Here is a 13,372-nt window from a genome sequence, read left to right on the forward strand (position 1 = left end):
TAGACTAGAAGGGATGGCCTTCTCACTCTTCGGCAAGCGCGAAACCCCAGCACCCGAGCCCGACCAAACCACGCCCGCCCCGCCGCGCGGTCTCTTCGACCGCATGAAGCAGGCGGTCACGCGCACGCGCGAATCGCTCTCAAACTCCATCTCGTCCGTCGTCGCCCTCACCCGCGAAATCGACGTAGCCTCGCTCGACGACCTCGAGCTGGCGCTGCTCGCCTCCGACATCGGCTCCAACACCACCAACGAGATCATCACCCGCCTCCGCGACCGCGCGCTTCGCCAGGGCATCTCCGACGGCGCCGAACTCAAGTCGCTGCTCAAAGCGGAGATCCTCCGCATCCTGCAGTCCGTTGATACTCCGGTGCGCCACCCCGCCACTTCACCCGAGGTCATCATGATGGTCGGCGTCAACGGCACCGGCAAGACCACCACCACCGGCAAGCTCGCCGCGCTCTTCCGCAAGCCCACCCGCGAGCATCCGCAGGGCCGCAGCGTCCTCCTCTGCGCCGCGGACACCTTCCGGGCCGCAGCCATCGAGCAGCTCGAAGTCTGGTCGCAGCGCTCCGGTGTCGAGCTCATCAAGACCAAACAGGGCGGCGATCCCTCCGCCGCGCTCTTCGACGCCGCCACCGCCGCCAAAGCCCGCGGCACCGACATCCTCATCGTCGACACCGCCGGCCGTCTGCACACCAAGAGCGACCTGATGAAGGAACTCGACAAGATGGTGCGCACCGCGTCGAAGATCGTCCCCGGCGCACCCCACCAGACACTCCTCGTCATCGACGCGACCACCGGGCAGAACGGCCTGCAGCAGGCCCGCCTCTTCACCGAGGCCGCGAAGGTCACAGGCATCGTCCTCACCAAGCTCGACGGCACCGCCAAGGGCGGCATCGTCGTCGCCATCGCGCATGAACTAGGCCTGCCCGTCCTCTACGCCGGCGTCGGCGAGAAGATCGACGACATCCTCCCCTTCGAACCCGAAGCCTTCGTCGACTCCATGCTCGGATAACTGCACCAGACACGATTCAGCAAGGCCTCATGCCAGTTCTTCCCCAGGACGAGATTCACCTCCTGCGCGCGCTCGACCTCGCGCAGGCCGCCGTTGGTCTTGCCTCACCCAACCCCACCGTCGGCTGCGTACTCACCTCGCCCACAGGTCAGCTCCTCGGCGAAGGCGCGCACCACTACGACGCCTTCGACCACGCCGAGATTACTGCGCTCAAGCAAGCCGCCGCGCTCGGCCACAGCGTCGCCGGGGCCACCGCCTACGTCACGCTCGAGCCCTGCGCCCATCACGGCCGCACGGGGCCATGCTCTGAGGCACTCATCGCCGCAGGCATCACGCGCTGCGTCGTCGCTGCCATCGATCCCAACCCGCTTACCCGCAACAAGGGCCTCGCGAAGATGCGCGACGCAGGCATCATCGTCGACGTCGCCAATCGCAACTCACCTCAGGCGATCCAGGCCCGCCAGCTCAACGACGCCTTCGCCTTCGCCATCCAGAATCACCGCCCCTTCCTCACGTTGAAGTCCGCCGTCTCGCTCGATGGCAAGATCGCTCCTACACCTTCGACGAGGCGCGACGTCTCCCCACACTGGCTGACCGGCGAAGCGGCACGCGATGACGTCCAGCGCCTGCGCCATGCTTCGGATGTTCTGTTGACGGGCGTCGGCACCATTCTGGCCGACGACCCCACACTGACCGATCGCAGCGATCTGCCCCGCCGCCGCCCCTTGCTCCGCGTCATCCTGGACTCGACCCTGCGCACGCCGGTGGACGCTACCGTACTCTCCGGCGGCAACGTCATTCTGGTGTGTTCGGAGCAGGCAAGCACCGAACGCGAAGCGGCCCTCCAGGCAGCCGGCGCGGAGATCTGGCGGCATCCCACGACCACCGGTCATCCCAACCTGCACGTCACCCTGCGCAAGCTCTCGGAAGAACTGAAGATGACCAGCATCCTCGTCGAAGCGGGCACCGGTGTCACCGACACACTCTTGCAGCAGGATCTCGTCGACCGCGTCGTCCTCTACTACGCCGATACCGAACTGGGCAGCGACGCCATCCCCTTCTCGACGCGCTATCCCTCTCCGTACAAGCTCCAGGAGAGCCTCACCGGGATCACACGCTCCACCTTCGCGCACGGTGACGCCAGCAACTCCGAAGACATTCGCATCACCGGCTACCTCCACGATCCCTGGGCCAAGGTATAACTCGCCTGCCCGACTTGCTACCCCCACCTTGCTACCCTAGAAGCATGTTCACCGGCCTGATCGAAACCACCGGCAAGCTCGTCTCCCGCGCCCACACCGGCGGCGCTCCGCTGCTCATCGTCAACGCGCCCGCCCTCGCCGGCCGCTGGCGCGAAGGCGACAGCATCGCCGTCAACGGCGTCTGCCTCACCGCACTCGTCGTCGAGAACGACGCCACCCACTTCGCCGCCGACCTCGCCGCCGAAACCCTCGCGCGCACCACGCTCGGCAACCTAGCCAACGGCACAGTCCTGAACCTTGAGCTCCCCACGCCCGCCGGCTCGCCCCTCGGCGGCCACGTCGTCCAGGGCCACGTAGACGGCACCGCCACCGTCATCTCGCTCGTCCCTCTCACGACTGATCTCACCACCACCGACTGGCGCCTCACCCTCCAGCTCCCACGCGAGCTCGCCGCGAACGTCATCTCGCAAGGCTCCATCACCGTCGACGGCATCTCGCTCACCGTAGCCAAGGTCCGCAACGACGAGGACGGCTTCTTCGTCGAGATCGCCATCATCCCGCACACCTACCAGGCCACCCACCTGCACTCGCTCTCCGCAGGATTGCCGGTGAACATCGAGACCGACGCACTCTCCAAGTACGCCGCCCAGCTCGCCGCGCAGATGCACGAGGGCGAGGCCAGCCAGCTCACCGTAGCCTCCCTGCTCGCACGCGGCTACTGATTCGCTACCGCTACGGGCTCATCGGCGTCTACACTTCACCATGCCCCTGAGCCGCTGCTGTCGCCCCCTCGCGATCCTGCTCTGCTGCGCCACAACCTATCGCCTGCCCGCACAAACTCCGACAACTCCGGCAGCCAAGCCCCCGCTCCCGTCCTTCGACGTCGCCACCATCCGCCCCGATCCCGACGGCGATCCGCAGCATGGGCAGTGGTCCCGCCCCGGCATGGGCACCTTCTCTGCATCGCACGTCTCGCTGGAGCTCCTCATCCGCCTCGCCTACAACGTCGACGGCAAACAAATCCTCAACCAGCCGCGCTGGCTCACGGGAAATCTCTACAACATCACCGCTAAGCCCGAACCCGGCATCAGCCTCTCGCGCGAGGAGCTGCGCCCGCGCCTCCAGGACCTGCTCCAGCAGCGCTTCCACCTCGTCTGCCACACCGAAACCCGCGACGAGCCGGGCTACATCCTCGTCGTCGCGAAGCACGGCGCGCACCTCACGCCAACGCGTGGCGCCCCCTTTCCGGGCTTCCGCCAAGACGTCAATCCCGGCAACCTCAAGGGCCTCAACTGGTCGATGACCGACCTCGCGACCTACACGTCATCGCTAATCGCCACACCCGTCATCGACCGCACCGGCATCCCCGGCGGCTACGACTTCAGCATCGAGTTCGCCCGCGACGACGACGCGACCTCAACGCTGCCGTCGCTCTTCACCGCGCTCGAAGAGAGCTGCGGCCTCAAGCTCAACGCAGCGAAGGTCCCCGTCCAGGTGCTCATCATCGACAGCGTCGACGCCGACCCCACGCCCAACTAGCCCCGCTACCCCAGCTCGTCGAGCATCCCGTTCATCTCGCTCGCCGCGTGGCTGTTGCCGGTGCGCTCCGCCGCTTCCAGCCCCGCAGCCAGCCGCGCCTTCGCTTCGTCCGTGCGCCCCAGCTTCACCAGCACCTGCGCCGACATCTGGTACGCCGGTACATAATCCGGGGTCCGCGCAATCGTCTCGTTGTACTCATCCAGCGCGGCGTCCGTCTTTCCTTCGCCCGCCAATGCCGTCGCCAGCCCGTAACGCGCGAACGCGTCCCCGGGGTTGGCCGCAAGAATCTCCCGCAACATCGCAATCCTGTCCATCTATTTAGAATAAAGAAGACATGACTGAAACGAACCACCCTCCCGCGCCGCGCCCCGTCTCCGCATCGCAGTCCGAGCGCGCCGAGATCATCTTCCCCGGCGACACCAATCCCCTCGGCAACCTCTTCGGAGGCCGCCTCATGCAGTTCATCGACCTCGTCGGCGCCATGGCCTGCAGCCGCCACGCGCGTGGCATCCCGGTCACCGTCAGCATGGACCACCTCGACTTCGTCGCCCCCGTCCACCTCGGCGACATCCTGATCCTCAAAGCCAGCGTCAACCGCGCCTTCAATACCTCCATGGAAGTCGGCGTCAAAGCCATGGTCGAGGATCCGCGCAAGGACACGCTGCGCCACGTCTCCTCCGCCTACCTCACCTTTGTCGCGATGGACCACCTCGGCAACCGCCTCACGCTTCCGCACGTGATCCCCGAGACGGAACACCAGCTCCGCCGCTTCGAAGACGCCGGACGCCGCCGCGAAATGCGCTCCGGAGAAGTAGCCCGCAAAAAGGAAATGCGCGCGACCCTCTCACCGGAATGGCACCTTTAGAGGCCAGTGAATAGTGAAGTAGGGCACCGCACCGAACCTCACGTTGCAGGAACGGAAGTTGAGGCTTCAGCTAGAGCAGTTGAGGCATCGGCCACGACAAGAGCTGACAAACTCGAAGGACGGGCACGAGCGGCAGGTCACGGCTTCAGCCGTGACATAAACCGCGCAAACCAACCCGGCTTTAGCCGCTGAGGGACATCATTACGACCGCGCAGAGAGTAACCGGCCTCACCGACTTTCATCCCGGAGCCACGATGCAGACCGAAGAGCAGAAAGAGAGCAATTCCAAGTGGATGTTCTGGATCGGTGGAGCGACGTTCGTCTTGAACCTTGTAACTTCCCTGACCGACATGCAAACGGCCCTGAAGGTCGCATCCGGGTGGTACCTGAGGTTCGACATCGTTGCACCGTGGGTGTTCGTCGCACTGACCGGCACAATTCTTTGGGTCCAGGTTCGCCGAGGGAAGTTTGACCGTGACGCGGCGAGTGCTGTTTTCTTCATGGTTGCGTTCATCTTGAATTTCGCTTACGAGGCCATGGGCAAACTCGCAACCCACCGCTGAGGTCTGAACCCGTAAACGCCAGCGCCCGAGCCTTTTTCACTATTCACTACTCACTATTCACTCGCACTTGAGGTCCCATGTCCCACTCCCACGCACCCGCTCCCCCCGCACCTCTTCCACTTCGTGGCATCCGCCACATCGTCGCCGTCGGCTCCGGCAAAGGCGGTGTGGGGAAGACCACCGTCGCGGTCAATCTCTCCATCGCGCTCGCCAAGCTCGGCTACAAGGTTGGCCTTATCGACGCCGACATCTACGGCCCCAACGTGCCCACCATGCTGGGCGCCACGCGCCAGCCCAACATCGTCGGCGAGAACATGATCGAGCCGCTGATCGCGCACGGCGTCAAGTTCATCTCCATCGGCCTCATCGCCCCCGGCGACAAGCCCATGGTCATGCGCGGCCCCATGCTCCACCAGATCATCCGCCAGTTCCTCACTCAGGTCGCCTGGGGCGAGCTCGACTTCCTCCTCGTCGACCTCCCTCCCGGCACCGGCGACGTCGTCATCTCCCTCGTCCAGACCGTGCCCCTCACCGGCGCTGTCGTCGTCTCGACCGGCTCCTCGGTCGCATTGGAAGACGCGCGCAAAGCGCTCGGCATGTTCGCCCAGGTGAACGTAGAAGTAATGGGGTTGGTAGAGAACATGAGCCAGATGACGCTGCCCGACGGCACCATCGTCGACATCTTCGGCGCCGGCGCGACCGAGCAGACCGCCAAGCAGTTCAAGCTTCCCTTCCTCGGCGCCATCGACATGGACCCCCACGTCCGCGAAGGCGGCGACCGAGGCCTTCCCGCCGCCCTCGCCGGCACTGCCACCCCACGCGGCCAGGAGTTCATGGCCATCGCCGAAAAGGTCGCCGCCCGCTCCAAAGAGATCGCCGAAAGCACCGAAGACGTCCTCGAAATCAGCTAGACCCACCACAGAATCGGGTACCCCGGGTCCCTCAAGGGACCCGGGTTTGCTTTGCACCAAAGTCCCGGGAAACCCCGAACCCCCAGCCCTCTGGCCCCTAAACCCTGGCCCCTGAACCCTCCCATTTGACACTCCCGCTAAAATAGACATAGCGGCCCGCCCGCCCCCTATGTCCGCTCCCCTCACAACCCGGCAGCGCGAGATCCTCATCGCCATCGTCGAGCAGTACATCGAGACCGGCGAGCCCGTCAGCTCCGGCACCCTCGCTCACGTCGCGTTCGACCACGCGATGAGCTCTGCGACGATCCGGAACGAGATGGCCTCCCTTGCGGATGCCGGACTCTTAGACCAGCCGCACACCTCCGCTGGCCGCATCCCCTCCGCCGCCGGCTTCCGCCTCTACGTCTCGCAGCTCGGCCAATCCAGTGGGATGGGCGCTTTCGCAACTCTCCAGCTCGCTGGCCAGGCCGAGGTCCGCACCCAGCTCCGTGCCCAGATCGACTCCCAGTTCGCCGGAGTCGCCGGCGCACAAGCTCTCCTCGAGTGCACCTCGCAGGTGCTCGCCGCGCTCAGCTCCGGCGTCGGCTTCGCCATCGGCGCCTCCACTGCTGCCGACCTCCTCGAGCATGTCCACTTCTCGCGCCTCGCGGCAAACCGCATCCTCGCCGTCGTCGTCACGCGCAGCGGCATGGTCCGTGACCGCGTGCTGGTCCTCACTCGCGACCTCGGACCGGTCGAGCTCAACACCGCCTCCAACTTCCTCAACGAGCACTTCCGCGGCTGGAACATCGAGCGCGTCCGCGCCGAGCTCGCGCGCCGCCTCGACACCGAGCGCCACGCCTACCAGGAACTTCGCGACGCCGTAGACCTCTGGGCCAGCGCCATTCCGGCCTCCGCCGCCGAGCCCACCGTCTACCTCGACGGCATCGCCAACCTCATCGCCCATCCACAGGACCGCGAGCGCCTCCGCGCTCTGCTCGCCGCGCTCGAAGAAAAGCAGCGCCTCGTCGAAATCCTCAACGCTTACATCGACGCCAAGGAACGCAGCGTCCGCGTCGTCTTCGATCTCGAGCAGCAGCAGCCCGGCATGGACGGCCTTGTGCTCGTCGCCGCACCCGCCCGTGTTGGCGATGGAAGCTCCGGCGCGGTCGGCGTTCTCGCGCCGCGCCGCATGCAGTACACCCGCACCATCGACGCCGTGGGTTACGTCGCCGAAGTCTTCGACCGGCTCCGTGATCCCGCAACGCCGTAAGCATCATCCAACCAACAGGCCTCACGAGCCCAGGGCGAACTTCGCGGTCCCGCACCGCGCACAAGGAAGCAATATGCCACCGCTCAACTCCGCAGGCCTCAAAGATCGCTTCGCGCGCTGGACGCGCGGACAGGACGGAAAGGAAGAGACTATGTCCGACAACACCACCCTCACTCCCGAACAGGAAGCGGCCCAGGCCGTCGAGAACGCAGCCATCGACAACGACGCAACCGGCCATCTCGAACTCGAGCAGCTACGTGGCGAGCGCGACCAGCTCGCCGCACAACTCCTCCAAGCACAGGATCGCCTCGCCCGCCTGCAGGCCGAGTTCGACAACGCCCGCAAGCGCGAAGTGAAGGAGCGCCAGGATGCGCGCGACTACACCGTGCAGCAGACCATCGAGCCCTTCCTCAGCGTCATGGACAACTTCGCGCTCGCACTCAACAGCAAGGGCGACGCCGCGCAGCTTCGCACCGGGGTCGAGCTCATCCTCAAGCAGATGGACGATGCCCTGCGCAATCTCAACGTGCAGGCCGTCCCCACCGTCGGCGAGCCCTTCGACCCGCACATGCACGAAGCCCTCGGCAGCATCGAGACGCTCGAGCACCCCGACCACTCCGTGCTCGAGGAGATCCGCCGCGGCTACAAGCTGCGCGACAAGCTCCTCCGCCCGGCCCTCGTGCGCATCGCCGTCAACCCGGCCCAGAAGAGCGAGTAGACCGAGGCATTTGCCTCTACTCACTATTCACTACTCCCTATTCACTGGAATCGATTCATGCCGCCAACGATGAAAGCTGACTACTACGAGATCCTCTCCGTCGAGCGCACCGCCTCCGACCAGGAGATCAAAACCTCCTATCGCAAGCTCGCGATGCAGTTCCACCCGGATCGCAATCCCAATAACCCTGAGGCCGAAGAGAAGTTCAAAGCCTGCAGCGAGGCCTATGGCGTACTGAGCGATCCCGACAAGCGCGCAGCCTACGACCGCTACGGTCACGCCGGCGTCGGCGGCTCTGGTGGACCGAGCAGCCCCTTCCAGCAGGGCGACCTCGGCGACATCTTTGGCGATCTCTTCGGCGAGATGTTCAACATGGGTGGCCAAGGCGGTCGTCGTCCCTCGCGCCAGCAGCGTGGCCGCGACCTCAAGTTCGATATGCGCCTCGAGTTCGAGGAAGCCGTCTTCGGCGTCGAGCGCGAGATCACCATCCGCCGCGCCGAAGTCTGCGAGACCTGCGCAGGCTCAGGCTCCGAAGGCAGCAAGGCGCCCGAGACCTGCCAGCAGTGCGGCGGCCGTGGACAGATCCGCTCGCAGCAGGGCTTCTTCTCCATCGCCCGCACCTGCCCGGTCTGCAGCGGCACCGGCACCGTCATTCGCAACCCCTGCAAGACCTGCCATGGCGAAGCCCGCATCCAGCGCGAGCACAAGATCCTCGTCAAGGTGCCCGCCGGCGTCGAGCAGGACACCCGCATCCGCTATACCGGCGAAGGCGATGCTGGCCGCTTCAATGGCGCGCCCGGCGACCTCTACGTCGTACTCACCGTCAAGGCGCACAAGTTCTTCGAGCGCGATGGCGACGACGTCCACTGCTCCGTGCCCATCAGCTTCGCGCAGGCGGCCCTCGGCGCCGAGATCGAGATCCCCACGCTCGAAGGCAAGGAGATGCTGAAGGTTCCCGAAGGCACGCAGTCGGGCAAGGAGTTCAAGCTCAAGGGCAAGGGCGTGCCGCACCTCAACTCCTATGGCAAGGGCGACCTTATCGTCGAGGTCCGCGTGCAGACGCCGACTAAGCTCAACAAGCAGCAGAAGGATCTCCTCCGCCAGCTCTCCGACGAGATCAAGATGGAAAACACTCCCACCTCACGCGGCATCTTCGACAAGGTCAAGGAGATGTTCAGCTAATTCGAGCGTTGAACAGCAAGGCAGAAGGGCGGCCATCAGGCCGCCCTTTTTGTCATACCCTTCGCAAAGCCGATGTGCCTCATACCTGTTCCCCTCAAAACCTCACACCTCTACAGCAATCCTGTACGGCCTCGAACTCTACACAAAGACGCGCCTACAGCAACGCCCCACAAACTGCCAGCGCCGCGATCGCCGCGGTCTCCGCGCGCAGAATCCGCGGCCCCAGCGTCACCGCCTTCCACCCCGCCTCCTCGAACAGCTTCATCTCATCCGGAGCCCATCCACCCTCAGGACCAATGGCCATCGCCAACTCGCTGACTGGCTGACTCGCGAACACGCTGCTCAACGAGTTCTCCTGCTCAGTCTCCGCGAGCAGCAGCTTCGTCGTCGCCGTCACCATCGGAACCGCCAGCTTCAGCGCGACAGGATCATCCACCACCAGGACATCACTGCGCCGCGACTGCTGCGAAGCCTCGCGCACAATCTTCCGCCATCGCTCCACGCGCTTCGCCGCCGCCTGCGCAAGATGCTTCTCCGTGCGCCGCGCCAGCACCGGAGTCACGCGAGCCGCTCCCAGTTCCGTCGCCTTCTCCAGGCCCCACTCCATGTGATCGAACTTGAACACCGCCATCAACAGGTGCACGGGAAGCGACTCATCCATCTCCAGCTCCTCCCCAAGCGAGAAGACCACCTCACGCTCACTCACACTTGTGATCTCTGCACGGCGCAGGAAACCACCGGCAACCACATCGAACACCTGCCCCGCCTGCGCACGCAGCACCCGCGCAAGATGCAGCGCCTGATCGCCCGTCAGGCTCGCAGTTGTGTCATTCCACTCATCGGCGATCCATCGACGTCGCGTCATACCAACAGAATACTGTGTGAGGAAGATGCGAGAGACGAGATGCAAGATGCGGCCTCGATACTTGCCCGCGGCCAAAAGACATTGCGTGCTCGATCAGGATGTACGGATGCGACGCAACCAGCCCCTCACATCTCGTCTCTCGCATCTTCGAATCTTGGCTCTGGCTTAAACACCTCGGGGACGCTTTCGCGTCCCCGAGTGTGTTGCCTTTTTTGGTTGCCTTGCCTTGGTTGCGTTTGCCTGCGCTCCCACGTCACGATCACGATGAGTGATGCGACTAACGAAGGTATAGATTTACCGCGTCATGGAGTCAAGAAAAAAATGCATGCGACGACGTCACAAGAACCGTTTCACATCACCTCGCGCATCGCCGAAACGCTTATGCCTCTCGCATGCGTTGTGTGTCTCGGATCACAACGTACCATCCCCTCGCACTGCATGAAGAGGCGTCGCTGCTCCAGCGCTCAATCGCGTGCGCAGCACGCGCAAGCAAATCACCGCATGAACACTGGCGATTCCGATCTCCACGGATCGGGCCGAAGATCCTCATCAAGCCGTATACTTTGTCGCGCCGAGGTCCCAGGGTCTCGCGGCGACGAGGAGCAGCAACCCATGAGCGCATCGCGCGAGGTCGTCATCGTCAGCGCAGCACGCACACCGGTCGGAAAATTTCTTGGCGCTCTCAGCTCACTCTCTGCCATCGAGCTCGGCGCCATCGCAGTGCGCGCCGCCGTCGAGCGTGCCCGCATCAACTCTTCGGATCCGGACAACTGCATCATGGGCTGCGTGCTCGCCGCAGGCCTCGGACAGAACCCCGCACGCCAGGCGGCACTGCGCGGTGGTCTCCCAGACACCGTCGCCGCACTCACCATCAACATGGTCTGCGGCAGCGGACTCAAAGCCGTCGGCCTCGCAGCTCAGGCCATCGCACTGGGCGACAGCGAGATCGCCGTAGCCGGCGGCATGGAGTCCATGTCCAACGCCCCCTACCTTCTTCCCTCGCTCCGCAAAGGCGCACGCCTTGGCGATACGCAAGCCGTCGACTCCATGGTTCGCGACGGCCTGTGGTGCGCCTGCGAAGACTGGCACATGGGCATGACCGCCGAACTCGTCGCCGAGAAGCACAGCTTTACCCGCGAGCAGCAGGATGAGTACGCTCTGCACTCGCATCGCAAGGCCACCGCCGCGCGCAACGCAGGACGCTTCGACGCGGAGATCGTGCCGATCACCCTCCCCGCCGCGAAGCGCGGAGCCGAGCCCATCCTCGTGCAGCACGACGAGAGTATCCGCGAAGATGCCTCGCTCGAAGCACTCGCCGCACTCAAGCCCGCCTTCAAGAACGATGGCACCGTCACCGCAGGCAACGCTCCCGGAGTCAACGACGCCGCGGCCGCCGTCGTGCTCATGTCCGCAGATCGCGCAAGAGAACTTCGCCTCACACCTCTCGCGACGATCCGCGCCCAGGCCACTAGCGGCGTTGCTCCGAAGTGGGTGATGCTAGCCCCCGTCACTGGCGTGCAACAACTCCTCCGGCGAGCAGGGTGGTCCATCGACGACGTCGATCTCTTCGAGCTCAACGAGGCCTTCAGCGTGCAAGCCCTCGGCGTGACCAAAGAACTCGGTCTCGATCTCGCACGCGTCAACGTCAACGGGGGCGCCGTCGCCATCGGCCATCCCATCGGAGCTAGCGGAGCCCGCATCCTCGTCACGCTGCTCCACGAGATGCAGCGCCGCGACGCACATAAAGGAGTGGCCGCACTCTGCCTCGGCGGCGGCAACTCCATCGCGATGGCCCTCGAACGCTGACAGCGTTAGCCGTCGCCCGCTGACCGCACGTCTATATTCCTGTGACCGAACTCTCAGCAACCGACAACACCCAGCGCTTCACCGGCCGCGCCGCCGACTACGATCAGTATCGCGAGCGCTACGATCCCGCGATCCTGCTCCCACGTCTGCGCGACTGGTGCGGCCTCACGCCCGACTGGCTCATCGCCGACATCGGGGCCGGCACCGGCATGCTCGCCGATGTCTTCCTCGCCCATGGCAACCACGTGCTCGCTGTCGAACCCAACGCGGAGATGCGCCAAGCCTGCGCGGTCCTCCATCCCAACCAGCCACTGCTCCAACTCATCGATGGCAGCGCCGAAGCAACGACGCTCGCAGACCACAGAGTGAACCTCGTCTGCTGCGGACGCGCCTTGCACTGGTTCGACATCGATCACGCCATGGCTGAATTCCGCCGCATCCTCAAGCCCGAGGGATGGTTCGTCAGTGTCGCGTTCGGTCGCGCGGATGACGGCAGCGACGAAAACATTGCGATCGAGGAGCTGCTGCGCTCGCTGACCACAAGCCCTGCCAGCACTCAGGAGGCCTATGCGAAGTATGCACGCCTTCCCGACTTCCTCCTGCGCGACTATCGCCACGAGAGGATCGCTGGCTCGATGCATCTCACCTGGCCGGAACTCTTCGGCCTCGTTCGTTCGCTGTCTCACGCTCCGTTGCCCAGCGATCCACGCTTCCCAGCCTTCGAAGCCACGCTACGCGAACTCTTCGAGCGTTACGCCATGGATAGCCGCATCGAACTCTCGACGCGCTATTGGATCAACGTCGGCAGGTTCTAGTTCTGCCTTGCAGCGGACAAGCACACCGTTCCCACTCGCTGCTCTACCCACGCGTCGAGCAAGCCGGCATTCCGCAACTGCAGCATCTCTTCCAGCCCTGCCTGTCGATTGCTCGCATTGCTCGCGGCCAGGATCTCGTAGGCGTGCAGTCCGCTGCGCACCCCAGCCTGGAACTCCGCGACGGGATTCACTGGCTCGTCCTTGTGCTCGATCGCGTAGCGCGCGTTACCCGCCATCATCTGAAACAAGATCAGCGAGTCCACCTTCGGACTTCCTACAGCGCTCCCCGCAGCGTTGCCATTGGCGTTGCCCGTAACACCACCACCCGAGCTACTGCTCGCACCACTGTTCGTCTGCCCCTTCGCTTTTCCCTTAGCGTGGCCCTTCGCTTTACCCATACCAGGGACAAGGGCACAGGTGAGCACGGAGACATCAGGAACGTCGACCAGCCATTGCAGCAGCCACGTTCGCTCCTCCTGCGCCTTGTCTCCCAGCGGATGTTGCTCCAGGTCGCCGATCGCAGCCAGCGCCCGCACACGCTCCACGGCAGTCGACGGCCCGCGGCTGGGCTTCTGTCCCGCGGCAGCCAGAGACCCAATGAGCCATGCAACAAGAAACACACGCAGCGATCGCATGCGA

Annotated in this window: 15 protein-coding genes; 12 read left to right on the forward strand and 3 right to left on the reverse strand. The window is 64.7% G+C overall.

From position 1 onward, the window contains the following. From ftsY to AC5E6W_RS08080, 4 genes are all read left to right on the forward strand, one after another. A partial coding sequence (gene ftsY, locus AC5E6W_RS08065) for a signal recognition particle-docking protein FtsY (protein WP_491751766.1) occupies positions 1 to 1,015 on the forward strand: 1,015 nt, incomplete at its 5' end. A 29-nt stretch (positions 1,016 to 1,044) separates the two neighbouring features. Continuing rightward, positions 1,045 to 2,217, forward strand: coding sequence for a bifunctional diaminohydroxyphosphoribosylaminopyrimidine deaminase/5-amino-6-(5-phosphoribosylamino)uracil reductase RibD (gene ribD / locus AC5E6W_RS08070; RefSeq protein ID WP_491751767.1), 1,173 nt, complete (start codon positions 1,045 to 1,047; stop codon positions 2,215 to 2,217). 44 nt (positions 2,218 to 2,261) lie between these two features. Beyond that, on the forward strand, positions 2,262 to 2,939 hold the full coding sequence (locus AC5E6W_RS08075; RefSeq protein WP_491751768.1) for a riboflavin synthase: 678 nt from the start codon (positions 2,262 to 2,264) through the stop codon (positions 2,937 to 2,939). A 40-nt stretch (positions 2,940 to 2,979) separates the two neighbouring features. Further along, a complete protein-coding gene (locus tag AC5E6W_RS08080; RefSeq protein ID WP_491751769.1) occupies positions 2,980 to 3,756 on the forward strand; it encodes a TIGR03435 family protein in 777 nt (258 codons plus the stop codon). Positions 3,757 to 3,761: 5 nt separating this feature from the next. Here the strand turns inward: AC5E6W_RS08080 and AC5E6W_RS08085 are convergent, their stop codons facing one another. Continuing rightward, positions 3,762 to 4,070 (reverse strand): tetratricopeptide repeat protein, encoded by a 309-nt coding sequence (locus AC5E6W_RS08085; protein WP_491751770.1) that lies wholly within the window; start codon positions 4,068 to 4,070, stop codon positions 3,762 to 3,764. A gap of 20 nt (positions 4,071 to 4,090) precedes the next feature. On the opposite strand from AC5E6W_RS08085, the gene AC5E6W_RS08090 reads away from it, so the two are divergent. From AC5E6W_RS08090 to dnaJ, 6 genes are all read left to right on the forward strand, one after another. Then, positions 4,091 to 4,621, forward strand: a complete 531-nt coding sequence (locus AC5E6W_RS08090; protein WP_491751771.1) for an acyl-CoA thioesterase — start codon at positions 4,091 to 4,093, stop codon at positions 4,619 to 4,621. Positions 4,622 to 4,875: 254 nt separating this feature from the next. Beyond that, positions 4,876 to 5,184 (forward strand): hypothetical protein, encoded by a 309-nt coding sequence (locus tag AC5E6W_RS08095; RefSeq protein WP_491751772.1) that lies wholly within the window; start codon positions 4,876 to 4,878, stop codon positions 5,182 to 5,184. 77 nt (positions 5,185 to 5,261) lie between these two features. Further along, positions 5,262 to 6,095, forward strand: a complete 834-nt coding sequence (locus tag AC5E6W_RS08100; protein WP_491751773.1) for an Mrp/NBP35 family ATP-binding protein — start codon at positions 5,262 to 5,264, stop codon at positions 6,093 to 6,095. A gap of 169 nt (positions 6,096 to 6,264) precedes the next feature. Continuing rightward, positions 6,265 to 7,347, forward strand: a complete 1,083-nt coding sequence (hrcA, locus tag AC5E6W_RS08105) for a heat-inducible transcriptional repressor HrcA (protein ID WP_491751774.1) — start codon at positions 6,265 to 6,267, stop codon at positions 7,345 to 7,347. 73 nt (positions 7,348 to 7,420) lie between these two features. After that, positions 7,421 to 8,065, forward strand: coding sequence for a nucleotide exchange factor GrpE (locus AC5E6W_RS08110; RefSeq protein ID WP_491751775.1), 645 nt, complete (start codon positions 7,421 to 7,423; stop codon positions 8,063 to 8,065). Positions 8,066 to 8,122: 57 nt separating this feature from the next. Beyond that, positions 8,123 to 9,247: a molecular chaperone DnaJ gene (dnaJ, locus tag AC5E6W_RS08115; protein WP_491751776.1), complete on the forward strand. Its 1,125-nt coding sequence runs from the start codon at positions 8,123 to 8,125 to the stop codon at positions 9,245 to 9,247. Between the two features lie 154 nt (positions 9,248 to 9,401). Here the strand turns inward: dnaJ and AC5E6W_RS08120 are convergent, their stop codons facing one another. Then, on the reverse strand, positions 9,402 to 10,112 hold the full coding sequence (locus tag AC5E6W_RS08120; RefSeq protein WP_491751777.1) for an RsmE family RNA methyltransferase: 711 nt from the start codon (positions 10,110 to 10,112) through the stop codon (positions 9,402 to 9,404). A 612-nt stretch (positions 10,113 to 10,724) separates the two neighbouring features. Between AC5E6W_RS08120 and AC5E6W_RS08125 the strand changes: the two genes are divergently transcribed. Continuing rightward, positions 10,725 to 11,918 (forward strand): acetyl-CoA C-acetyltransferase, encoded by a 1,194-nt coding sequence (locus AC5E6W_RS08125; RefSeq protein ID WP_491751778.1) that lies wholly within the window; start codon positions 10,725 to 10,727, stop codon positions 11,916 to 11,918. Between the two features lie 41 nt (positions 11,919 to 11,959). Further along, positions 11,960 to 12,733 carry a class I SAM-dependent methyltransferase gene (locus AC5E6W_RS08130; RefSeq protein ID WP_491751779.1) on the forward strand — a complete coding sequence of 258 codons (774 nt, stop codon included), beginning with the start codon at positions 11,960 to 11,962 and terminating at the stop codon, positions 12,731 to 12,733. Here AC5E6W_RS08130 and AC5E6W_RS08135 read toward each other — a convergent pair. Further along, entirely contained in the window at positions 12,730 to 13,368 is a 639-nt protein-coding gene (locus AC5E6W_RS08135; protein ID WP_491751780.1) for a hypothetical protein, read from the reverse strand. The two genes, AC5E6W_RS08130 and AC5E6W_RS08135, sit on opposite strands and share 4 nt — an antisense overlap. Positions 13,369 to 13,372: the final 4 nt, after the last annotated feature.

The organism is Bryocella sp. (genome assembly GCF_058498515.1).